The sequence below is a fragment of the Methanomethylovorans sp. genome, assembly GCF_041305605.1.
Classification (GTDB): Archaea; Halobacteriota; Methanosarcinia; order Methanosarcinales; family Methanosarcinaceae; genus Methanomethylovorans.
Genome location: NZ_JBFYLB010000017.1, coordinates 18,715 through 40,495 on the forward strand (window position 1 = coordinate 18,715; position 21,781 = coordinate 40,495).

General features: G+C 41.3%; 24 protein-coding genes. 10 read left to right on the forward strand and 14 right to left on the reverse strand.

What is annotated here, in order from left to right; all coding sequences use genetic code 11:
* Positions 1-2: 2 nt before the first annotated feature.
* Positions 3-812 carry a cell division ATPase MinD gene (minD, locus tag ACCM36_RS01085; protein ID WP_370571847.1) on the reverse strand — a complete coding sequence of 270 codons (810 nt, stop codon included), beginning with the start codon at positions 810-812 and terminating at the stop codon, positions 3-5.
* Positions 813-958: 146 nt separating this feature from the next.
* On the opposite strand from minD, the gene ACCM36_RS01090 reads away from it, so the two are divergent.
* Positions 959-1,480: a DUF367 family protein gene (locus tag ACCM36_RS01090; RefSeq protein ID WP_370571892.1), complete on the forward strand. Its 522-nt coding sequence runs from the start codon at positions 959-961 to the stop codon at positions 1,478-1,480.
* Between the two features lie 27 nt (positions 1,481-1,507).
* Positions 1,508-1,963, forward strand: a complete 456-nt coding sequence (locus tag ACCM36_RS01095) for a TIGR00725 family protein (RefSeq protein WP_370571848.1) — start codon at positions 1,508-1,510, stop codon at positions 1,961-1,963.
* Between the two features lie 254 nt (positions 1,964-2,217).
* On the opposite strand, the gene ACCM36_RS01100 is transcribed toward ACCM36_RS01095, so the two are convergent.
* Complete coding sequence (locus tag ACCM36_RS01100; RefSeq protein ID WP_370571849.1) at positions 2,218-2,535, reverse strand: hypothetical protein; 318 nt, start codon at positions 2,533-2,535, stop codon at positions 2,218-2,220.
* Between the two features lie 269 nt (positions 2,536-2,804).
* Here ACCM36_RS01100 and ACCM36_RS01105 point away from each other — a divergent pair, with 269 nt between their 5' ends.
* Entirely contained in the window at positions 2,805-3,314 is a 510-nt protein-coding gene (locus tag ACCM36_RS01105; protein WP_370571850.1) for a tetratricopeptide repeat protein, read from the forward strand.
* Positions 3,315-3,446: 132 nt separating this feature from the next.
* Here ACCM36_RS01105 and ACCM36_RS01110 read toward each other — a convergent pair whose 3' ends face one another.
* Positions 3,447-4,220, reverse strand: a complete 774-nt coding sequence (locus ACCM36_RS01110; RefSeq protein WP_370571852.1) for an exodeoxyribonuclease III — start codon at positions 4,218-4,220, stop codon at positions 3,447-3,449.
* A 311-nt stretch (positions 4,221-4,531) separates the two neighbouring features.
* Here ACCM36_RS01110 and ACCM36_RS01115 point away from each other — a divergent pair, with 311 nt between their 5' ends.
* The 6 genes from ACCM36_RS01115 (at position 4,532) to ACCM36_RS01140 (ending at position 9,475) form a co-directional block, all read left to right on the forward strand.
* Positions 4,532-4,951, forward strand: coding sequence for a Fur family transcriptional regulator (locus ACCM36_RS01115; RefSeq protein WP_370571853.1), 420 nt, complete (start codon positions 4,532-4,534; stop codon positions 4,949-4,951).
* Entirely contained in the window at positions 4,944-5,618 is a 675-nt protein-coding gene (locus ACCM36_RS01120) for a peroxiredoxin (RefSeq protein ID WP_370571854.1), read from the forward strand. Before ACCM36_RS01115 ends, ACCM36_RS01120 begins: the two co-directional genes overlap by 8 nt.
* Positions 5,619-5,653: 35 nt before the next feature.
* Complete coding sequence (locus tag ACCM36_RS01125) at positions 5,654-6,151, forward strand: ferritin-like domain-containing protein (RefSeq protein WP_370571855.1); 498 nt, start codon at positions 5,654-5,656, stop codon at positions 6,149-6,151.
* A 220-nt stretch (positions 6,152-6,371) separates the two neighbouring features.
* Positions 6,372-7,688 carry a cytochrome ubiquinol oxidase subunit I gene (locus ACCM36_RS01130; protein ID WP_370571856.1) on the forward strand — a complete coding sequence of 439 codons (1,317 nt, stop codon included), beginning with the start codon at positions 6,372-6,374 and terminating at the stop codon, positions 7,686-7,688.
* A 2-nt stretch (positions 7,689-7,690) separates the two neighbouring features.
* Positions 7,691-8,734, forward strand: a complete 1,044-nt coding sequence (gene cydB / locus ACCM36_RS01135) for a cytochrome d ubiquinol oxidase subunit II (RefSeq protein ID WP_370571857.1) — start codon at positions 7,691-7,693, stop codon at positions 8,732-8,734.
* 462 nt (positions 8,735-9,196) lie between these two features.
* Positions 9,197-9,475 carry a winged helix-turn-helix domain-containing protein gene (locus ACCM36_RS01140; RefSeq protein WP_370571858.1) on the forward strand — a complete coding sequence of 93 codons (279 nt, stop codon included), beginning with the start codon at positions 9,197-9,199 and terminating at the stop codon, positions 9,473-9,475.
* A 48-nt stretch (positions 9,476-9,523) separates the two neighbouring features.
* On the opposite strand, the gene ACCM36_RS01145 is transcribed toward ACCM36_RS01140, so the two are convergent.
* The 8 genes from ACCM36_RS01145 to ACCM36_RS01180 form a co-directional block, all read right to left on the reverse strand.
* Positions 9,524-10,081: a carbonate dehydratase gene (locus tag ACCM36_RS01145; RefSeq protein WP_370571859.1), complete on the reverse strand. Its 558-nt coding sequence runs from the start codon at positions 10,079-10,081 to the stop codon at positions 9,524-9,526.
* A 252-nt stretch (positions 10,082-10,333) separates the two neighbouring features.
* Complete coding sequence (locus tag ACCM36_RS01150; RefSeq protein ID WP_370571860.1) at positions 10,334-11,551, reverse strand: glycosyltransferase family 4 protein; 1,218 nt, start codon at positions 11,549-11,551, stop codon at positions 10,334-10,336.
* 84 nt (positions 11,552-11,635) lie between these two features.
* Positions 11,636-12,682 (reverse strand): polysaccharide deacetylase family protein, encoded by a 1,047-nt coding sequence (locus ACCM36_RS01155; protein ID WP_370571861.1) that lies wholly within the window; start codon positions 12,680-12,682, stop codon positions 11,636-11,638.
* A 53-nt stretch (positions 12,683-12,735) separates the two neighbouring features.
* On the reverse strand, positions 12,736-13,815 hold the full coding sequence (locus ACCM36_RS01160) for a DUF354 domain-containing protein (protein WP_370571862.1): 1,080 nt from the start codon (positions 13,813-13,815) through the stop codon (positions 12,736-12,738).
* 42 nt (positions 13,816-13,857) lie between these two features.
* Positions 13,858-14,529, reverse strand: a complete 672-nt coding sequence (locus tag ACCM36_RS01165) for a class I SAM-dependent methyltransferase (protein WP_370571863.1) — start codon at positions 14,527-14,529, stop codon at positions 13,858-13,860.
* A complete protein-coding gene (locus ACCM36_RS01170) occupies positions 14,526-15,302 on the reverse strand; it encodes a hypothetical protein (RefSeq protein ID WP_370571864.1) in 777 nt (258 codons plus the stop codon). The genes ACCM36_RS01165 and ACCM36_RS01170 overlap by 4 nt, the downstream gene beginning before the upstream one ends.
* Entirely contained in the window at positions 15,296-16,873 is a 1,578-nt protein-coding gene (locus tag ACCM36_RS01175; protein ID WP_370571865.1) for a polysaccharide deacetylase family protein, read from the reverse strand. The genes ACCM36_RS01170 and ACCM36_RS01175 overlap by 7 nt, the downstream gene beginning before the upstream one ends.
* A 359-nt stretch (positions 16,874-17,232) precedes the next feature.
* Positions 17,233-18,807 carry a glycosyltransferase family 2 protein gene (locus ACCM36_RS01180; RefSeq protein ID WP_370571866.1) on the reverse strand — a complete coding sequence of 525 codons (1,575 nt, stop codon included), beginning with the start codon at positions 18,805-18,807 and terminating at the stop codon, positions 17,233-17,235.
* Positions 18,808-19,143: 336 nt separating this feature from the next.
* Between ACCM36_RS01180 and ACCM36_RS01185 the strand changes: the two genes are divergently transcribed.
* Entirely contained in the window at positions 19,144-19,476 is a 333-nt protein-coding gene (locus ACCM36_RS01185) for a transcriptional regulator (protein WP_370571867.1), read from the forward strand.
* A gap of 89 nt (positions 19,477-19,565) precedes the next feature.
* On the opposite strand, the gene ACCM36_RS01190 is transcribed toward ACCM36_RS01185, so the two are convergent.
* The 3 genes from ACCM36_RS01190 to ACCM36_RS01200 all read right to left on the reverse strand — a co-directional run bounded on the left by ACCM36_RS01190 (position 19,566) and on the right by ACCM36_RS01200 (position 21,761).
* Entirely contained in the window at positions 19,566-19,814 is a 249-nt protein-coding gene (locus tag ACCM36_RS01190) for a hypothetical protein (protein WP_370571868.1), read from the reverse strand.
* Positions 19,815-19,869: 55 nt separating this feature from the next.
* Positions 19,870-20,826 (reverse strand): NAD-dependent epimerase/dehydratase family protein, encoded by a 957-nt coding sequence (locus ACCM36_RS01195; RefSeq protein WP_370571869.1) that lies wholly within the window; start codon positions 20,824-20,826, stop codon positions 19,870-19,872.
* Between the two features lie 236 nt (positions 20,827-21,062).
* On the reverse strand, positions 21,063-21,761 hold the full coding sequence (locus ACCM36_RS01200) for a (5-formylfuran-3-yl)methyl phosphate synthase (protein WP_370571870.1): 699 nt from the start codon (positions 21,759-21,761) through the stop codon (positions 21,063-21,065).
* Between the last annotated feature and the right edge of the window lie 20 nt (positions 21,762-21,781).

Sequence of the window (21,781 nt, forward strand, 5' to 3'; positions counted from 1 at the left end):
TCTTATTTTTTAGACTGGGAGAAGGACAACTTTGCACCTGCAATGCGCTTCTTTTCATTTTTTTGCTTTTTTTGTCCCTTTCCTTCTTCAGGTTCAGGCATCTTTATTCCACAGAGTAGTGCTGCAAGCCTGTTCATTGCTATAGAAATCTCCGAATAAGGATATTTTGTGACCACGGGACTTTTACCTGCAATACTATTGGGTATGCTCACATCTTCAGGTAATACTTCAAATATTTTCAGATCAAGAGCTCCCACGAGTTTTTCTCTATATATTTCATCGTGTACTGGCATCGTTCTGTTCAGTACCATACCTGTGACCTCTTTGCCTAACAATATTGAAAATGCTCTCATCTTAGAACCATCGGCAATAGAAGTTATTTCGGGTGTAAGGACCAGTAAGACCTCATCACACACCTCAATGGAAGTGGCAGTTGCATGATTTATGCCTGTGGAAGTGTCAATTATTATGAATTCAAAATTTGGTGAAACCTCGGCTATAATATCCTTGAGCCTGGAAAGATCTGCCTTTTTGAAGCCCTGTAAAGATATACCACAGGGGAGAACCTTAAGACCGTTCGGTCCATCGTACAGTGCATCAGCCACATTCGCTTCATCCGCCAATACTTCGTGTAGTGTGATCTTGCTATTCTCCAATCCCAGCATAAGACCTATGTTCGCCATACCAATATCAGCATCTATCAACAGTGTCTTTTTTGCAAGGCCGGCAAGTGCTGCTGCCAGATTGACAGCAAATGTGCTTTTGCCAGTCCCTCCTTTTCCAGAGGTTATTGTGTATATTTTGGCAGCCATTTTATTCACAACTTTGATTATCAATTTCTACTTTTAATCCAAACTTTATACAGACAAATATGTGATTAATATATAAAAAGATAACTATAATATTTGAGTTATTGAATTACGCTCAAGCTATATATGGGAAAGTCCATCAACAATCTATGGAAAAAAGCAGGTCAAGAGAAGTTCGGCTATATCTTTACCATGCCGGACAGTGTGATCCTAAAAAGTGCACTGGTAAGAAAATGGTGCGCTTCAAGCTTGCTAACCTCGTGGAAAAGGTGAATGCCATTCCCCGAGGTTCCATCCTTCTTGACCCAATGGCTGAAAAAGCTCTTTCTCCTGCTGATAGCATAACAAAAGGGCTTACTGTACTGGACTGCTCCTGGGAACATGTCGAATCTGTCTTTCCTCAATTGCTCATACTTGACCTGCAGCATCGAGCGTTGCCATATCTTGTTGCAGGCAATCCGGTGAACTTTGGCCGCCCGTTCAAACTTACATCGGTGGAAGCATTTGCTGCTTCTCTCTACATACTTGGATACAAGGAACAAGCTGCCTCCATACTCTCTAAGTTCAACTGGGGACATACTTTTCTGGAGCTTAACCGGGAGCCTCTTGAAGAATATTCCATGGCCAAGGACAGTAAGGGGATACTTAAAATCCAGGCCGAATACGTATAACACTAATCAGCCTGTGGAGGATACTATATGGCAAAGATACAGATAGGAGTAATAGGTGGCGGGGTTTGTGACAATAAGACTGAGATGATAGCGGAAGAAATAGGCCGTGAACTAGCCTTGCGTGGTGTGGTCCTTATATGTGGGGGACTGGGAGGTGTGATGGAAGCCTGTGCCCGTGGAGCTAGGCGACAGGGAGGGAGTACTATCGGCATCCTTCCAGGTAACAGCCGCGAGGATGCCAACAGATACATTGATCTTCAGATCGTGACCAATATGGGACATGCACGCAATGCCATAGTTGCTGCATCCTCTGATGCTTTGATAGCCGTAGGTGGAGAATACGGTACTCTTTCAGAGATAGCGTTAGCCCTTAAAATGGGAAAGCCGGTCGTTATCATTGAATCCAGATGGATCGTTGATGGTACCATGAAGACAAATGACCCGGTGGAAGCCGTAGACATGGCCCTAAACGCAATTGCATGAACAGAGCCATTCCACCTTTATATAGTTTATATAGTATTGGCCTGTAGAAAATATATAAAAATCAACATCATAGCCTGAAATGATTGTTGTCGATCAATATGCGGACACATTTAGTAAAAATGCCAATTTGATTAGTTCCTTGAAAAGAGATGTTTTCTATTGAGCCGTTTTTCCGAACATGCACAAAAATGTTGACAAAAAAGAGTACGCAGTGAAATAGCATTCTTGCATTTCACAAGCATTCGATGGAATGCTTAGTCCGAATCGTACTCTTCATCATCATCTTCTTCCTCTATCCGAATCAGATCGACAATAAGTTCCATTAACTGAAATGCACATTCACGAGAATCCGGACGAACAGATATGATCTCAGCAACAAGTTGTGCTGTAGCAATCAGTTTTTGTTCTTCGTCACATTCACTCTTATCTAAGAGTGCCTCAATATCAGCTTTCAGTTCAAATGCCGCCAATAGTTGAGTATCGATATCTCCTTCATCATGATTATTTTCAACTTCTGTCTCGTGACCAGTACAACAACATCCTGGAATATGATTTTTGTCTTTTTTACACATTTTTTCACCTGTAACTTTTTGCTAGAATGCACTACTAAGTAATATCTTTATATTAAATTTGCTGGTTTGTATGATATAATCTGAACTTGTATGTTTTCAGCATTACTGCATAACATTGACAGAGATGATCAATTCTTCCAATTTGATTTTTAAACTCTCTGGTAAAAACTCAAAGTGACGATGTAAAGAGCATGTTTATTTTCGTTGAAAGCTTATTTTGAATAGCGGAGATGAATGTTATGTGGATTAAAAGATTTATGATTCTGACTATGGTGATTATTGCGATATTCTGTGCTGGATGTAGCGAGGAAGCTATTGAAAATACCACACAAAGTTCAGAAAAAGTTACTTCTGAAGGGACACTGAACTCCACTGAATGGAATAACAAAGGTGTTGACCTTTTTGTTACAGGTAGATCTGAAGAAGCACTACAGGCATATGATAAAGCTACAGAACTTGACCCACGGAATGTCTATGCATGGTATAACAAAGGCAATGCTCTTGCTTATCTGGGAAAATATGAAGAGGCATTACATGCATATAATAAAACCACAGAGATCGATCCACAGGATGCAAATGCATGGAATACCAAAGCTGGTGTCCTTAATAATCTGGGTAGATATGAAGAAGCTATCGAAGCATTAAATAAAGCCATAGAGCTTGATCCACAGTATGCAAATGCATGGTATAACAAAGGTACTGTCCTTGATAAACTTGGCAGATATGATGAAGCTCAAGTATGCTATGATAAGGCCAAGGAATTGGGATATGGTGGCTAAAGTAACGTCCCAGTGCCTTTTCAAGCATCTCGGAAAAAGTGCGAACTTGCACTACATTCTTTAGGCTTCGATTATTAATCTCTCCCATTAGCAGCTTCTGTAGCAGTTCTAATATCTACAGAACCATAGTATTCAAATATTAAGTTCGATACCAATGGGACAATGATCGGAACCGATGATATCCGGCAGGATAAAGGAAGATGTTATACTATCCTTTAGATTATCACTGGCAAAGAAGTAATCTATCCTCCACCCTACATTCCTTTCTCTTGCCTTTGTTTTCATGTCCCACCATGTGTACTGGCCGGGCTGATCGTTGAACATGCGTAATGTATCCAGATAGCCATGATCAATTAGCTTATCAATCCAGGCTCTTTCCTGAGGCAGGAAACCAGAAACTTTCTCATTCTCTTTGGGACGTGCCAGATCTATTTCCTTATGTGCTGTGTTCACATCTCCACAGATTATCAGCTTCTTACCCTGCGCTTTAAGAGCATCCAGGTGATCAAAAAACATATCATAGAACTCCATTTTGAAATCGAGCCGCTCCTTTGAGGCTTTACCATTAGGGAAATAAACGTTAAAAAGCATGAAGTCACCATAATCAGAAGCTATAACTCGCCCCTCAGTGTCAAACTTAGGAGCTCCCAGCTCATAGCTAATCCCAAGAGGTTCGTTCCTTGTGTACAGTGCCACTCCGCTATAACCCTTTTTTTCTGCAGAGGAGAAATATACTTTATATCCATCCACATGGCGCAGAGTTGAAGGTAATTGATCCTCTTGAGCCTTTGTTTCCTGCAGACAAAGAATATCTGGCTTCTGTGCCGTAAAGATGTCCATAAAGCCCTTTTTGTAAGCAGCCCGAAGGCCATTGACATTCCATGAAAGTATCTTGATCCTGCTCATCTTTTATCTTGGTTTCATTGTACAGGTGGATATATAAACTGAACCTTTGACACCAATCTTCTGACGTGTATGCAGTTAATATGACTTCAAAGGAGTAATAGGAAATGCATTCACTTGCATACTAAAGCACTAACATATTTATACCATTCCGCAAATATTTGATCGATGGTTTTGCTAGGAAATATTGATAATTAAGTTCATTCGATACCCAATGTTAATCGAACGAAATTATTAAATAATAACAAATATCATTTAGTATTAGATATCATCTATATCTAAATAAAAGTGCCTTACAGGCAAGTACAGGTGGAATGGCAATGGATACCATAGGGAAAGCAGACATGAAATACACGAATCAGAGAGTGGAGATAATAGCTTTCCTGCGTGAACACAAAGGTCATCCTACGGTAGACGAAGTTTATGACGGGGTCAGGAAAAAACTGACGCGCATAAGTAAGGCTACGGTCTACAAGAATCTGAAATTCCTTTCTGAGAAAGGATTGCTTGAGGAGGTGAATGTAAAAGGGGTCACAAGGTTTGAAGCAAATTTCGTACCACACCATCATCTGATCTGCAGAGAGTGTGGAAAGATGGAGGATTTTAAGTCAGAAGAATTGTTCGATTATTCAATGAAGATAGCCGAAGAGATAGAAGGATTCAATATCGATTCGATGAGCACTAATTTCTATGGAATATGTAAAAAATGTAAGGAGGAGAATATAAATGGATGAAGAAAAAGTAACTATGCCTTTGATAGGCGACGATGCACCGAAGTTCACAGCAAAGACCACAATGGGCGAGATCAAGTTTCCGGAAGATTACAAAGGTAAATGGGTGATCTTGTTCAGCCACCCTGCAGATTTCACTCCCGTGTGTACCACTGAGTTCATGACCTTTGCTTCCATGCAGGATGAGTTCAAGGAACTCAACACAGAACTCATTGGCCTTTCCATTGACAGCATATATGCTCACATTGCATGGCTTCGGACCATCAAAGAGAAGATCCAGTTCAAGGGCATGAAAGATGTGGAAGTTACTTTCCCGGTCATTGAAGACCTGAGGATGGACGTTGCCAAGAAATACGGAATGGTACAGCCCAACGCTTCCAATACACAGGCAGTAAGAGCGGTTTTCATGATTGACCCGAAAGCAAAGGTAAGAGCAGTTCTTTATTATCCTCTGTCCAACGGCAGGAACATGGCCGAGATCAAGAGATTGCTGCTGGCAATACAGAAATCAGATGCAGAAGGAATTGCAACCCCTGCCAACTGGCAACCTGGGGAAGATGTGATCATACCACCACCAGGATCATGCGGCGTTGCAAAAGAGCGTGTCGAGAAGAAGGAAGAAGGTAAGTATTGCCTTGATTGGTTCATGTGCTTTAAGAAAGAATCTTAAGCGGTATCTTATCTATAAGCTGGAGCTGATACAAAATGGGAACTAAAGGGATAGAGATCCTTGGGATCAATGTCAATGAACTCCTGGCTGAACTGAATAGGGCACTTGCAGATGAATGGTTTGCCTATTATCAGTACTGGGTAGGTGCAAAGGTTATCAAAGGCCCAATGAAGGAAGAAGCTGCAGCCGAACTGATACAGCACGCGGCTGATGAGCTCAGGCATGCCGACATGCTTGCCACCAGGATCATACAGCTCGGCGGAACACCAGTACTTTCCCCGGCTGACTGGGATAAGTTGTCACATTGCGGTTATGATGCTCCAACAGATTCCTTTGTAAAAAAGATACTGGAGCAGAACATCAAAGGTGAACAGTGCGCCATCCAGGTGTACAACGATATCCTCCAGATGGTCAAGGATAAAGATCCTGTGACCTACAACATTGTGCTGCAGATCCTTACTGATGAGATCGAACATGAGGATGACCTGCAGGCTGTAATGGAAGACATTGAGCTGTTGCAGCGCAGAGATTGATCTGCTAGGCTTATGGTCTGATAAAGACCAAAGCCTCTGTTCCTTTATTGTTATTATGGGATTTATGTCACTCTCTAGTTGAAAACATGGTCAAATGCACGCAACTATAACTATGGATATATAAATTAAATAGTAATAAAATGGGTGGTTGGTGTAATCCCGATTTCTCACTGGACTGTGATAATTAACAGAATGTTAGTATACAAAAGAGGGATAAAGAATGGTAGAATTGCTTTTATTAAGCCGGATCCAGTTTGCCATAACTGTAGCATTCCATTTCTTGTTCGTCCCATTAACATTGGGGCTTGCGTTGTTGGTAGCTGGCATGGAAACAGCCTATTACAGAACCAGGGATGAAACCTGGAGAAAAATGGCTGATTTCTGGGGTAGAATTTTCAAAATAAACTTTGCAATAGGCCTTGTCACAGGTCTTGCGATGACATTCCAGTTTGGTACTAACTGGGGCGCTTATTCAGAATTCATGGGCGATGTCTTTGGATCTCCTTTAGCTGTGGAAGCGTTATTGGCATTTTTCCTTGAAGGCACTTTCTTTGGAGTATGGATATTCCTTGACCGCAACCGTCAGAAACTGAAGGCATTTTCTATGTGGATGGTTGCCCTTGGTACTAATATTTCTGCATTGTGGATCATCACAGCCAACGGGTTTATGCAGAACCCTGTGGGCTATGAGCTTCTAGCCGATGGGAGTAAGGTGGTAATGACGGATTTCTTTGCTCTTCTTACTAACAGCTATGTGTGGTACATGCTGGTGCACACTCTCCTTTCGGCCTATCTGCTGACTGCTTTTTTGATAATAGGTATATGTTCATATCATTTCCTCAAAAAGAACAACAATGAAGTGTTCAGCAGATCTTTCCGGATAGCAATTGTCCTTGCTCTCATTACTTCGATCCTGCTTCCTGTGCTTGGTCATGGTTATGCGCAATATGTCACTGAGATCCAGCCTGCAAAAGGAGCGGCAATGGATGCAATATGGGAAACAGGAGCTTCGGTGCCCATGTATCTGATACAGGTGCCGGATGCAAGCACAGGGTCGAACAGTATCGAGTTACTGGGAATTCCCGGCCTTGCAAGTTTCCTGTATACAGGAAGTTTCAGCGGGACGATAACAGGACTTAATCAGATACCTGCGGATGAATTACCGCCTGTGGAGATGGTGTTCTGGAGTTTCAAGTTGATGACTGTACTGGGATTTCTGTTCATTGCACAAGCTCTTGCAGGACTTTATCTGCAGAAGTCAGGAAAACTGTACTATTCTGATAAGTACCTGAAACTGATGATGTGGTCAATTCCGCTTCCGTACATTGCCATCATTGCCGGCTGGAATGTAGCTGAGGTAGGAAGGCAGCCCTGGATAGTATACGGCCTGCTGAAGACCGCAGATGGTATTTCGTCGGTCCCGGTATCGGAGGTATTGTTCAGTACCCTGCTTATCAGTGCATTCTATCTTGCTTTGATAGTCTTTGAGATATATCTTATCAAGAAAACTGTGGTCAATGCAACAGGAGTTGATTGAATATGCTGGATTTCCTGACTCATGACATGCTTGCCATTATCTGGTTTGTCCTGTGGTGTGTAATATGGGGCGTTTACTTCATCGTAGACTCATTTTCCCTTGGTGCAGGGCTTTTGATCCCGTTCATTGCAAGAGATAAGAAACAAAGGATACAGATCCAGAAATCAGTGGGGCCTTTCTGGGGCGGTAATGAAGTATGGCTAATCCTGGCTGCAGGAGGCACTTTTGCTGCTTTCCCGCTGGTATTCTCAAAGATGTTCACGTTCCTGTACCTTCCCATGATGTTGCTGCTTATCGGTCTGATCGCAAGGGGAATTTCCGTGGAATATCTCCACAAGGATGAAAGCCCTAAGATACAGAATATCCTCATGTGGGGATGGTTTGTCGGAAGCCTGCTGATCTCTCTTGTTCTCGGGGTCGCATTTGCAAACTTCTTTAAGGGACTTGCAATTGCTGCCGGGGGAGTTTATGAGGGCACACTCCTTGGACTTTTCACTCCGTATGCATTGGTCGGTGGTCTTTTGTTCGTGCTTATCAGTGTAACATCCGGTGCTCTCTGGATCAAGGTCAAGACAGAAGGACCTCTGGCTGGAAAAGCGGCTGACCTCGCGAAGAAGAGTACTATCGCTGTGCTTGTATTTACCTTGCTTTACCTGGCCTATTCCTTTGTGGGCATTGCAGGCTTTACGACTAACTATTCGGTCACACCTCTCCTGTATGTACTGCCAGCTATCGCTATTATCACTGCGATCCTTGCCGTGGTCTTTGCAAGACAGGAAAAGGCATTCATGGCATTCTGCTGTAACCTCGGAACGATACTGTTCGTTGTTGAGAGCGGACTTGTGAGCATATATCCTTACATGCTAAAGTCCTCTGTTACCCTCGAATACGGAATAGATATCTTCCAGGCCGCATCAAGCCAGCTCACCCTTACTATTATGCTGGGAGGAGCTCTTGTATTTGTGCCGATAGTTATTCTGTACCAGCTCTGGGCATACACACTGTTCAGGGACAAGATCAAAGAAACGGAACTGGTCAATTACTGACCATTCCTTTTTTTTATTTTTTATGCTATAGATTTCATTGATACATGATGAACAAATTGTTTACAATATCAGCCCGTAGGCTGGTTCTGCAGCTAAGTATCCGTTGGAAAAGATGATGTATTCACGTACCAGTTCTTCATCCATCTCACTGTGATCACTGATGGCTGCCAGAAAATTTGCTTTTACAAAGAATGATCCGACAATGTTATGTAATAGGCTGATACCCTGATCAGCTATCCTCTTATGGGGAAATAATGGTTTAGATTATATAGATTGTAGCAGATATAAGTCGCAGAGATTTATTATGTTAGATCAGGGCATACACTATGTTTAATATATACGGAATGCACATTAATGCCTTTCCTTATCATACAGGACTAACATTCATAGCATAGATAATCGTAATTTCCGGATGACATCTATCATCTAATAGTATATCAGCAGTATTGTGATGGGAAGCTCATGAACGAAAAGGCAATGGATGAACTGCTCAAATGGATAATAAGTGTTGATAGGCGCCTTATACTCATGGAATACATGAGAAAGCACACAGTTGCCAATGCTTCTGATATTGCACATGAGAACAACAGGTCTACCCAGAATATCAGCCGCGCCTTAAAAGAGCTGGAGGATATGGGACTGATCGAATGCCTGACCCCGACAAAAACTACATGGAAAAAGTATATCCTTACGGACAAGGGGAAAACGATCATGGATAAAATGGAAGGAAAGTACATTTAATAAAAGTCATGTACTGATCCTTCGATAAAACTGTGCTACTGTCTCTTTTTAGTACTCGCATTCAACTTCCATTGAAAGAGCCTGATATCCTTTCACCAGATTTATGTTCGCCCTGACTACCGAGTTTTTAAATTCCGCCAATTCCGAAGTGATGTCTTCCAGATCTCCCACCGCATGCTGCTGAGTTATAGCCATACCGTCCGGGATCACTTTCCCACCGGGGACAGTGATCTTGCGCACGGTTGCATTATGCATGACCAGGGTATCATCACCGACCGTACAGTCAAATACCACAGATCCGAAACCCACAAAGCATCCTTCACCAATGTGACATGGCCCATGCACGATACACCCGTGAGCCAGGGATGTATTACTACTAATCATGACCTGAGAATGGGAAAGGGCATGGATTATCACGTTATCCTGCACATTACAACCATCACCGATAACTATGGAAGAGCCCGGTTCATCCGCCCTGATGATAGCATTATGCGCCACGAAGACATTGTCACCGATATTCACATTTCCAATTATGATGGCTGTTTCAGATATCCATGCTTTTTTACTTATCTTTGGTTTTTGCTTCTGGGGGTTTTGGAATTGCATATCATCACCTCTCTTTTTCCGGGATCTCAAATACCTGAAGCACTTGTCATATGCTTATAAGGGTATAATATGAGAGATTATGAGAATTTATTTAAATCTGTTGCTTGAACTCATTTTATGCCTGTGAAGAATTACATTTACTGCCAGAACATGAGGAAAAAAGAAAAAATACCAGGAATATATTTATAAATCAGTATCTTACATGAAGGAGCAAAAATGTCAGATATTGAACAATAGGTCTACTTTAAATCTTCAAAAGAGGCCTTTATAGATCTCCGCAATATTCTTTGCGATCTCTGCCCAGGTGAATTGGGAGGAATACTCTTTGATCTTAGCTTTATCCCATTTCTTATCCAGTGCCGATAAGATCTTTTCCGCTAACCCTGCTGGATTTTCGGGATCGGTCAGTAATCCATAGTCTTCCGAGACAATGATCTCGGGAACTCCGCCAACTCTTGTTCCCACAAATGGCTTTCCACATCCCAGGCACTCGAACATAACTGTCGGATTTCCCTCGTTCAGGCTGGGAAGTACAAATATGTCACATGCATTCATCCACAGGGGGATCTCACCATGCGGTTTACTGCCTGTAAGTTTCACATAGTCCTGTAAGCCGGTCGCTCTTATTTGTTCTTTGAGCTCCTTTTCCAGTGCCCCACCGCCAACAATGAAACAAACCACATCTGTTCTATGCCTGACAACTTCGGCCATAGCTTCGATCAGATATCTGTGTCCTTTTATTTTCAGGAGGTTTCCTACCGCGACTATTATCTTTTTATCCAAAGGTAAACCTAATGTGCTCCTGCATTTTTCCATATCCATCTGGTAAAACTGATCACTTCGATAACCATTGGGTAGAACATGAACAGGAGTTTTAACATCGAGTTTTCGGATACAAGCCAGATTACTGTGGCTTACCGTAATTATGGCATCTGCTGAGTTCAGTACGTATTCTATCTTTTCTTTCCACTCATCACTTTTAAAAGGCTGCTCATAAATATCGTATCCATGCCCCGTTACAACAAAAGGAACGCCGTACTTTTCCTTCAGTTTTGCCCCTGCATGCCCGGAAGACCATGTAAAATGCGAGTGAACAAGATCAAATTCAATTTGGTGTTCTTTAATTGCTTTCTCTGCAACATCAAAATGTTTCTGGCCTAGTTTCTTGTATTGTGAATTAATAGGAGCGTATAGAATTGGTGTTGGGTATACTCTTAAATTTGAAGGAATATTGGTAAGGTCTATTTTATAATCGAGTTTAAAGTTATCCAGAAAGGCCAGAAAGGGGATACGGACATATTTATGGATCTCTGAGATCGGATTTGAACGGACCAGTGCAGAGCATTCCTTAAAATATCCGCATGTGCTGTTAACAGATTCTTTTTGAAAATTATTGTATGACTGGAGCAAGAACAATGCTTTTTTTTCATTCAGATCCAAGAAGACACCCACTGCAGGCTTTTTGTCCATAATCTATAATTTAATACGAAGAGCAAAGTATTTACTTAGAAATATATCACCGTATTCTTATATTTCTCGGTCCTAAGAACATGCTTAGTATATTGGTAATTTGCCTTCCTTTTCCCACCAGTTACAGATCTCTTCACCGCTGGTGATCCATGCATTCTTACTGTGGCAATACTCCAGTATCTTTTCATACAACCTTTCCCAGTATTTCATAGCGGGCCAGCTGAATGTATTATTATGCCATAGGATAGTGATCACACCATTGTATCTTTCAACTGTGTCTATGAGTCTTTTTGCATTCTCAAAAGCATCATTGAACGATTTTGAATAAGAGAACAAAGTACCATCCATAATTACCAGCGGTATTTCCAGTATATCGATGGTTTCATTCTTATCTAAATTATATGGTTTAAAGGGATGGCACATACCGTTCCTGAACCCGATCATATCGGCATATCCGAAAGATGTATCATACTTAAATCCGGCTTTCACTAGTAACTCCCATGTATCGGGAACTTTGAACCTTAAGTAATGATTGCGATAACCAATTACCCTTTTACCTAAAACGGTTTCAAGCCTCTCTTTTTCATTTTTTATGTTCTCAAAACTGTCATATGCATAGTAGCCGCCATGTAATCCAACTTCGCATCCGTTGTCCAGAACCTCTCCTAACTCGTGTTCTATGTCCTCTATGTTATATCGAAAGCGCAGTGGATCTTTTGGTGCAGTGATGAAGTAAAATGAGGATTTTGCATCGTACTTATTCTCTATATCCATTATATGGTTAAAATTCAGATACGGGGAATGCTTTTTTCCTTTGATAATCCATAAGGTCTGAGATTTGATATCATTAAAATTGAGATGCTTTATACTATACAGCGAGGATACAAGCATGTGCCGCAGAGGAGGATAGATATCATCAATATCGTGAGTAAGACAAACAGCAAATTTCCTGTCCTCCGGATATTTGATATCTGAACCATCCGCTAATAGGAATTTCGAGACAGCCGGATCAAAAATATCTTTATGCTTACTGATAGCATAACTAAACCTGTTATGCTTGTCCAGTTTGTCTGGTGAATACTCTTCCTTTTTAGTAAATAAGTCCCATAGCTCTGAGTCCCGTTCTAACATCAGTAACACCCGTTTTTAAATTATATGTACTGTCTTAACTATCCCGATGTTCATTAAATTTTTAACTTATACTGTATGTCCTTATCTTCTTTTATCATTTTAAAACTATTGGGGTAGTTCTCAACGAACCAGACAATAAATGCAGTTACATCGATCTTGTCTTCCAGTAATTTGTCTCTTTTTCTCTTCCAGTTTTCTTTAAGGCCTGGGTTTTGTAAAAGTTCAACTGCTTTATCCAGAGCTTTAGTAGAATCATTATAGTTTAATATAAGTCCATATTTTTCTTCGAGCTCAATGAAATTGCCCATAGTTCCTATCAGTGAGGATATATATATTGCCGGTGTGCCTAAAAGAGCACTCTCAACTGCTACTGTTGCTCCTTCTCCTATACACAAAGTTGCATAATAGAGTAGATCATGTAATTTTTCAGGAGCGATCTTAAGCTTGTATTTTTCCAGTTCAGGAACCAAGCCTATCTCTGAAGTGATGAACACCTTTCCATATTTTTCAAGTTCATTTGCCAGCTTGATCTTATTCTCTATTCCATGATGACCAAAATCATGATCTGCATCCCAGGAAACAAATCTTAGTATTATGAAGGGATCTCCTTCTTTTAATCCAAGGTCCTTTAAGACAGCGGGATTAGGCCTGAAATAATTAGGATGAAGATATGCGAGTTCATGGTATCCATTGTACCTGACCTGCTTCTTTCCAAGATCGTTCGTGAAAGAGGATGGAGTACATATCACAGTTGCGAACGGGTCCATCAGCATATGCTCGATCTTTGCGTGTTCCGTATCATCGAAAACAATAGAAGGCTTCCTTATCATTTTACCAAGGTGAGCAATATATGCATTCCCTACTCCGCCAACCAGAATATCAGGTTTAAAGGACCGTGCGATCTTGTAGAGTTTGCGTTCTATCTTGAGTAATTCCGTACCTTTTGAAAAAAAAGATGGTTTTGCACTCCCGACAACATCGTATTTGATTCCATATGCATCCAATAAGACCAAAGATACTTCTTTGGAAACTGCTGTCATTTTACAAACATGTCCCTTATTTTCAAGTATCTTCATCGCATTTTTGAAAAAATGAACTTGAGCTGGATGCCCTATGTTAAAAAGTATTCTCATGCCTTCACCGTTATAAATAATCCACTCTTATTATATATAAAATCAATGTTTATTATTGCTTACAATAAAGACCAAAGCACATGGTAACTTTGTAATTCTGGATACCAGAGTATGCACTCTAGTCGACATGTCTGTAATGGCAAAACTACGTAATATTTTTACAGTAACATGCCTGTCATAGAAATAGAACTGTTCAACCTTTCCGCCTACATCTTCAAAGAAAGAAAACATTTCCTCTTTCTTATGATTCCGCCAATCTGTATTCCTGACCAGACCTGTTAAATTGGAATTGTGGACCATGACAAGTCTACCACCTTCATTAAGCATTGATAGATATTTTCTCATGATACCTTTATCCAGATTGATAGCAAATATAGAAAAACCGGCCATGAATATAATATCGAACTTCTCGGTAAAATATTTCTCCGGATATCGGCCATCAGCGACTAAAAATTGGACTTTTGAGTTACGTTGGGCTTTATTCTCATTTGCTTTCTTGATCTTACCTTCGTCATAATCAAAAGCAATTGTATTAGCACCATATCTCTCAAACATGAATGAATGATGACCGGTCCCACAACCAACATCAAGGACCGTTGGGTGCTTATTTTCAACTGAACGCAAACAGGTTTTTATAAGATATTTATCCTCTTTGTAATATTTAAAGCCAAGCTTTAATATCAATTTAAGACGAATTTTTTCAAATACCTTCATTTCCTCATCATCCTCAATGCCTTCTTTGCGGAATTAAATGCAAGGTCCTGTACCCAGAATAAAACCCACCTAAAAGTAGTTGATGTCCACCGATCCGGATGCAATGTGATGTATAGATTATCCATCTCACCACTCTTAATCAATTTAATAAGGTCATCAGTTGTCTCGGCAAAGAACTTTTGCTTCCTGCCCGGAATAAAATCTCGCAGGTTGTTCTTTGAGTTCCAGCCTCGGCCGGTATCAGTAAAATAATTGAGGTTTTCTCCGAGAGATAAATAAGCTTCCCCGATAATTCCAAAATCCTTGAAGTCGTATACTTTCCAAAGGTCTCTATTATCATACTTTGATAGAGAGGCTCCGTGCATACTGATGGTCTTCAGAGCGCAGATGTTTCTGAACCTATGTACCTCTTCCTCGAACATCTTTATTGCTTTTTCATAGTCACCATTTGAGTCACTCAAAGTCTCATAGTGATATCCGATCTCATGCCCCATTCCTTCGATCCGTTGTATGATCTCAGGGACATAGATATTTCTTTTAGCTCTGAAATAGTAAGTTGCGTGTATGCCAAATTCCTTTTCAATAAGTGCTGTCCTCAGTGAAGGCTTTGCCTTCCCATCAACATCATGGCGCATCAAAACAAAACGCTCTGGCAGATCATTGCCAGCACTCAGGTATTGCTCTATGGTAATGGAAGTATAGTTATCAGCTACCGCAGAACAGAGCTGACGGAATTTTTCGGTCGTAAAATCAAGGTCCTTAAAATTTAACATTGGGAATCACCCACTGGTTTCAGATCATCGACCAGATCTCTCAATGGGACTACCTTCACGTCATCTAAATTCTTTAGTATATAGCGGATCCTATGTTCAACAATATCTCCTTTAATTATCCAATAGAAGGGGCGTCCTTTCCCCACTTTGGGGAAGTCTTCCTTGCTGATATCTATCGGATGGAAGTAAAATATAGTATGTCCCCTATTCAAACTCTGCCTGATCCCTTTCAAGATAAGGTTTGCACCCAGGAACCTCAACATTGGTCCACCTGAGGTAGGTATTTTTATTCCTATATTGTAGAAGGACCATGGGAACTCGACAAGGTCCCCGGTAGCAGCAGGTTCAAGACTGCCTTGTGCCGGATAATAAGGAACTGTAGAAACCAAATTCAAAGAAGAATCTGTTTTATTATACAAAGAGTTCACAGATACTGATGAATCATACTTGAAACCCATTTTTCTAAGTGAATCAAGCATTTGTCCTGTCACTGCTGCGTTTGGTGCACGGAAACCAATTACTTTTTGTCCGGAAGCCTTTTCTAGTATCTTCTTTGCTTCCATCGTACTTTGCTCGAATTCTTCAATTGTCAGTAGCGGCTTTTTTGTGTTTGGATTGATACTGCACCTGTGATCAGCTCCATGACATGCGATCTCATGACCCCTTGAAGCAATGGACTCGATCAAACCCGGATAATGTTCTGCAACATCCGCTACAATAAAGAATGTGGCAGTCATGTTAAATTCATCGAGGATGTCCAGGACCCTTTTTGTCGGCTCGCTTAAGTAGTCGTATCTTCCGTCCCATTTTTCAAAGAATTCTTTAACATCTTTATACACTGAAAAATCAGATCCACAAACAGAAGGGATATGATACCAATCTTCAATGTCAACAGTGATCGATAAACTGCGATTAGCGTGTAGGCGGTTCTTTCGCCCGGAGTATTCGATCAAAATGTTCTTTCCAAAATTAACAGCAAGGTCCATCGAATAATATGCACTCCACGAAAAAAGGTTAGATGACCATCTTTCCGGATGCGTAAGAATATAAAGATTGTTTAGTTTTTTGCTTTCGATCAGTTCCATCAGGTCGTTGGTTCTATCAATGTCGATCTGCTGTGCATTTCCTGGAATGTAATCCCTCATATTGTCCTTAAGACCCCAGCATCTGCCGGTATCGGAAAAGTAATTCAGTTCCTCACCTACGGATAAGTAGGCTTCTCCTACTATACCATAATCTCTGTAATCATAGGTTTTCCAGAGATCACGGTTATCGAACTTTGAAAGGGGCCTTCCATGCATGCAGATAGTTTTAACATCGCAGATCTGCCTTAACTTTTCCAGATTAGAGTGGAAAAGCTCGATAGCTTTTTCCTGATCACCGTTGGTCTCACTCAGCACCTCATAGTGATACCCGATCTCATGACCCATTTCTTTAATTTGCTTAATTATCCTTGTGTGGAATACACCCTTATTAGATCGGAAATAATAGGTTGCTTTGATCCCAAGTTCCTGTTCTATTCTTGCTGTTTTCAATGCATTGTCAGGAAACCTGTCAATATCATGACGCATTATTATGAATTTATCCGGACGGGGTTTTTGAAAATAATCTAATACTGTTATAGTTGTATAGTTACTGGATATTGATTCACATATCTGGCGAAATCTAGGGAGAGAAAAATCAAGGTTATTAAGAGAAAACATCAGATATCACCACTAGCAAAAGATTTCGATCGAATTGATCTTCTATTTGCCCATAAGCCGTATATGATCGCTCCGGAAACCCCTGTCCGGGGGCATCCTTGCTTCCTTCATTGAAATGATATGTATTGAGTGTCATCATCGCTATGTATTAATAATTGAACTGATGGGATTTGCCCTAAGATCATTCTGACTACAAATTACTTAAGATATTACTTAAGACGAATGAGTTAGTTCCAGACCACACTCCGAATCTCTGTTTCACTATCTTGCATACATTTGTCAGATTCCTGCATGTCAAACAGCATAGCAAACAAAGTGAACTGTATTCCAGTGATCAGCAATAAAGCGTCCAGCAGTGGGGAATTCGGTGACACTGGCCAGCCGAGGAACAACTTGGAAGCAAAAATGTAACCCCCAAAGAGCAAACCCACAGGTACCAGTATCATTCCCAGAGCATAGAAGAACACTAGAGGATGGAAGCTCAATATCATGTACTTCATCTTAAGGCGCCACAGGAATTTCCTGAAGAGCATAACAGAAACACGGAACATGAATTTACTGTACTTGATGGAAGACTTTTCCTGACCGTAGCGGGCGGGCATTGTGATATCCATAGTGTGAAAACCAAAAGTGTTGAGTTTCACAAGCATATCATTGCAGTAGCCATAGTAAGTGAAGAGAGTGTCTATATCCATGCCAGAGAGGGCTTTTCGAGAGATGGCAGTATAACCGTTCTGGGGGTCCATGATATGCCAGTATCCGCTGCTGATCTTGTTGATCATTGTCAGAATGGAATTGCCCAACAGACGCCATTTGCTCATGCCTCCCCTAAACTCCTTGCTCATGAGACGATTGCCTTTGGTATAATCGGCTTTGCCCTGAATGATCGGCATGAGAAGCTTGGGAAGCTGATCAGGGTTCATCTGGTTGTCCCCTCCCATGACCACGATCAAATCCATGTTCTCTTTAAGAGAGCGCTTGTATCCATGCAGAATAGCTGCACCCACTCCCTGATTCATTTCATGAGTGATGACGTGTAAACGCGGATCCTTGATGGATTCCAGCACCTGTGCAGTGGAGTCGGTGCTTGCATCGTTGATCACGTAGATCCTGGAAACGTACGGAGGAATACCTTCAACAGTGATCTTGATAAGTTTTTCTTCGTTGTAGGCAGGGATGACCACACCGATCTTGCGTTCATAGAAAACAGCGTGTTCATCACTGACGAAAACGGATACCTCTACTCCTTTGACGTCAAGCCCTGCATCTTGTACATCCTTAATAAGAGAGAACTCGATAGGAACATTTGTTCCATCGAACTTAAGAGCATCAAAGGTATTGGATGAAAAAGCACTGAATCCCGCATATCGGCTTTCTGAAAAGTCATATGCTTCCCCTACAACTGTCTGTTGTTTTTTTCCATTTTTATCGATGAGGATCATGGGCATACATTCATGGCCTTTTAACTCACCGGTAACAACATCAGATTGTAACCAGAAGATGGGCTCCAGAAGCTTAGGGATATCGTCGGGATTGTGACAGCCGTTCGGATAGATAGTTACAATGATCTTAGGCTTAAGTTTATAAGACTCCTGAAAACCAGTTTTTAAAGCCTCTGCTCTACCAAGAGGCTTATCGTGCCGGATAAGTGTGACATCCATGCTGGTGGCAATGAATGCTGTGGCATCATCACTACAATCATCCACAACTATAATGTCATCAACATAAGATCTTGCTTTCTTGATGACATCCCGTAGATATACTTCTTCATTATAAGCAGGAATTACAGCAACTATGGTCAACTATTTAGCCCCCGCATTAAAAGCCGGAAGGTGGCATACTGATCGTAAATCTCACATTCGCTATGTATCGCTATGTGCATAATTATCTGAATAACTATCAATTCAAAGCAATATAAATGTTTCTTTATAATTCAGTTCCTTTTGAATAAACAATACGAGATATAACAAATCATTGTGCAAGTTGTGACTGTTGACCGTTCAAGCGACTTTCGTAATACAAAGGGATATCGTACAGATAGTAATATTTATCTTAATGCCTTTGTTCTAAAAAGTCCTTGCCCTGAAAGTCCACATATAGCCACAATGATTTAATCCAATGGTACAAATTATACTTCGATGAAGTTACCTTGCCAAACCATAGTGTGGGATGTGCTGCCGGCAATAAGAGCAGCCATAGCAGAAGAATTAGTGAATCTTGGGGTGTCCCAACAGGAAACCGCTCGTCTGCTGGACATGGCCCCGTCTGCAATTTCCCAGTACCTTTCTAAGAAGAGAGGATACAGGATAGAGTTCGAAGATGACGTTAAAACAGCTATTAGATCCATTGCTCAAGACCTGAGCAATGGGGAAGTTGAAAATATCCCTCATCGCATATGTGGTATTTGTACAATGCTGCGAGAACCAGATTCGGGTTGTAATTCTCATTGTAAGGGCGATGAGGAAAACTAACGTGTTATGGATATCATTGTTTTTTAAGTAAACAGCGGTATTGATATACTTATTACCGGGCAATCATGCCAATGACCTTTTGACAGAGTTCAATAACCGCTATTATCACTGCAATTGCCTTCATCTTTCAAATACTCTTCAGCATCAGTACTATTCCAGACTTCATTATGTGATCCATTAAAAAGATCAGCCTGACTACCTTCTTTTTTGGTCAGAATTAACTTGCTGTCTTCAACTTCCACAATGATCTCATCGTTTATTGATAGATTCATTTTTTTGATCACATATTCCGGAAGTTGTATTTTGCGATCACTGGTGAGCCTGACACTTATACTCATATTTTATCTGTAGGATAAATAGGCCATAACTCTTTAAATGCTTTACTGATACGACCTATTCCACAGCTCTAAGAAGGGATCTGACTGTCCCTCTCACATTATCCTCACTACCCATTGCGGGTTTCCATCCTAATACTTTTAATCTCTCTATTGAAAGCATCATTTTAGGCACATCGCCTTTCCAGCCCTGGGATCCACCTGTGTATACGAATTCCGGACTGAGTCTCATCTCCTCGGCTACTATTTCACCTATGCGGGTGGCCGAGATGACATCTTCTGAGCCGATATTGATTATATTGACCTGCTCATTGCCTTTCTCAACCACGGACATCATAGCATCCACACATTCCCTTACATGGAGGTAGGATTTAGATTGTTTGCCGTCACCCAGGATCTCTAAATGAAAAGGGTCCTTTTTGAGTTTATGGATAAAATCCACGATAATACCATGGGTCCCACGGTCACCGATTATATTGGCAAACCGGAAGATCCAGGATCTCATATCAAAGGTATGACAGTAGGCTGTGATCATTGCCTCGCAGGCAAGCTTGGATGCCCCGTACATGGAAATTGGCATCAATGGACCATAGTTCTCAGGGGTCGGAATGATATTCGCTTCGCCATAGATTGTGGAAGATGAGGTGAAAGCTATTTCCGGCACATGCTGCTTTTGCATGGCGTCAAGGAGGTTGTATGTAGCCAGAATGTTCTGGTCAAAATGCATCCGGGTGTTAGAAGAGCCAATCCTTACGTCAGGGTTGGCTGCCAGGTGAAAAACCTGTTCCACATCATTACAGGCTTTGTAGATCTGATCAGGCTGAAGCATATCCCCGTTTATGAACTTAAAATGCGGTTCATTCAAATGATGAGCTATGAACTCCATTTTACCTGAGGTCATGTTATCAAAGACCACCACATCGTGGCCATCGGCCAGAAGCCTGTCCACAACATGACTTCCGATAAATCCGGCACCGCCCGTAACGAGCACTTTTTTAGATGATCCTGATCTCATCCTTCCACCATTCCAAAAATATTAGATTCTTTCAGAGACATAATCCAAAGAACATATTTAAGTGTTTTGAATTCCACTTACAGAAAATGTGGCACTGAAGCAATATAGACATTTATGGAGCTAATCTTTAGTAGGTCCTATTGGCAGTACTGGCAATATATCTATGTATAGATATATATAGAAATCAAAATGCTTAAACGGAAAAATATAAAAGATCCGGACCAAGCCGGAATTACTCAGATCAACTTCTTCAGTTTCTCAACAAGTTCCTGCTGGATACAGGAAGTGCGATCGCCGCCACAGACCATGCCACGTATACCAATGATATCGGGCTGGATGAGTTTGAGCGTGGGCAGATCCTCGAACTTGAGAGTACCTGCAAGAGCAGATTCCATACCCAATTCACGGATAGAACCGGTGAATTGCGTAAGTTCGTCCTCGGACATGAATTCAAAGGTGGAGCGGCCATCCTTGATACCCGTATCGACCATTACCACATCCACGCCAGCTTTCGCACCGATCGCCGGAAGCAGGAACGGAGAAATTGAATTGATACGCTTGTAATCGGAATATCCCGATGCTACAACCTTTTTAGAAGGGTCCAGGTCCTTGACAGCTTTGGTGATGTTGATAAGCATGTCCAGAGCCTGTTCCTCTGTCTGCACATCATAGAGACCGACCTTGACATAATGCGCACCTGCAACAGCAGCACCCAGAGCTGCCAGAGATGCAGTTCCGGGTTTGTAATTGAAATCACCAATCGTTGCACTGATAGGTTTTTTGGAACCTATAGCTTCTTTCACTGATCTGATGACCCAAGGGAAGTTGGCACCCAGGGAACCTTCTTTGGGGTTCTTCACATCAATGATGTCAGCACCACCCTTGTATGCAGCGATTGCCTCTTCTTTGTTTATTGGGCTGACTAGCAATTTCATGATAATAACCTCTATTTTAT

Coding starts and splice junctions, on each gene's coding strand:
- ACCM36_RS01195 (WP_370571869.1), bottom strand. CDS start 20,826: ATGAGATCAGGATCATCTAAAAAAGTGCTCGTTACGGGCGGTGCCGGA.
- ACCM36_RS01170 (WP_370571864.1), bottom strand. CDS start 15,302: ATGTTAAATTTTAAGGACCTTGATTTTACGACCGAAAAATTCCGTCAG.
- ACCM36_RS01100 (WP_370571849.1), bottom strand. CDS start 2,535: ATGTGTAAAAAAGACAAAAATCATATTCCAGGATGTTGTTGTACTGGT.
- ACCM36_RS01115 (WP_370571853.1), top strand. CDS start 4,532: ATGGCAATGGATACCATAGGGAAAGCAGACATGAAATACACGAATCAG.
- ACCM36_RS01190 (WP_370571868.1), bottom strand. CDS start 19,814: ATGAGTATAAGTGTCAGGCTCACCAGTGATCGCAAAATACAACTTCCG.
- ACCM36_RS01140 (WP_370571858.1), top strand. CDS start 9,197: ATGAACGAAAAGGCAATGGATGAACTGCTCAAATGGATAATAAGTGTT.
- ACCM36_RS01110 (WP_370571852.1), bottom strand. CDS start 4,220: ATGAGCAGGATCAAGATACTTTCATGGAATGTCAATGGCCTTCGGGCT.
- ACCM36_RS01150 (WP_370571860.1), bottom strand. CDS start 11,551: ATGGACAAAAAGCCTGCAGTGGGTGTCTTCTTGGATCTGAATGAAAAA.
- ACCM36_RS01155 (WP_370571861.1), bottom strand. CDS start 12,682: ATGTTAGAACGGGACTCAGAGCTATGGGACTTATTTACTAAAAAGGAA.
- ACCM36_RS01120 (WP_370571854.1), top strand. CDS start 4,944: ATGGATGAAGAAAAAGTAACTATGCCTTTGATAGGCGACGATGCACCG.
- ACCM36_RS01160 (WP_370571862.1), bottom strand. CDS start 13,815: ATGAGAATACTTTTTAACATAGGGCATCCAGCTCAAGTTCATTTTTTC.
- ACCM36_RS01200 (WP_370571870.1), bottom strand. CDS start 21,761: ATGAAATTGCTAGTCAGCCCAATAAACAAAGAAGAGGCAATCGCTGCA.
- ACCM36_RS01145 (WP_370571859.1), bottom strand. CDS start 10,081: ATGCAATTCCAAAACCCCCAGAAGCAAAAACCAAAGATAAGTAAAAAA.
- cydB (WP_370571857.1), top strand. CDS start 7,691: ATGCTGGATTTCCTGACTCATGACATGCTTGCCATTATCTGGTTTGTC.
- ACCM36_RS01090 (WP_370571892.1), top strand. CDS start 959: ATGGAAAAAAGCAGGTCAAGAGAAGTTCGGCTATATCTTTACCATGCC.
- ACCM36_RS01130 (WP_370571856.1), top strand. CDS start 6,372: ATGGTAGAATTGCTTTTATTAAGCCGGATCCAGTTTGCCATAACTGTA.
- minD (WP_370571847.1), bottom strand. CDS start 812: ATGGCTGCCAAAATATACACAATAACCTCTGGAAAAGGAGGGACTGGC.
- ACCM36_RS01185 (WP_370571867.1), top strand. CDS start 19,144: ATGAAGTTACCTTGCCAAACCATAGTGTGGGATGTGCTGCCGGCAATA.
- ACCM36_RS01175 (WP_370571865.1), bottom strand. CDS start 16,873: ATGCGTCATGATATTGACAGGTTTCCTGACAATGCATTGAAAACAGCA.
- ACCM36_RS01105 (WP_370571850.1), top strand. CDS start 2,805: ATGGTGATTATTGCGATATTCTGTGCTGGATGTAGCGAGGAAGCTATT.
- ACCM36_RS01125 (WP_370571855.1), top strand. CDS start 5,654: ATGGGAACTAAAGGGATAGAGATCCTTGGGATCAATGTCAATGAACTC.
- ACCM36_RS01095 (WP_370571848.1), top strand. CDS start 1,508: ATGGCAAAGATACAGATAGGAGTAATAGGTGGCGGGGTTTGTGACAAT.
- ACCM36_RS01165 (WP_370571863.1), bottom strand. CDS start 14,529: ATGAAGGTATTTGAAAAAATTCGTCTTAAATTGATATTAAAGCTTGGC.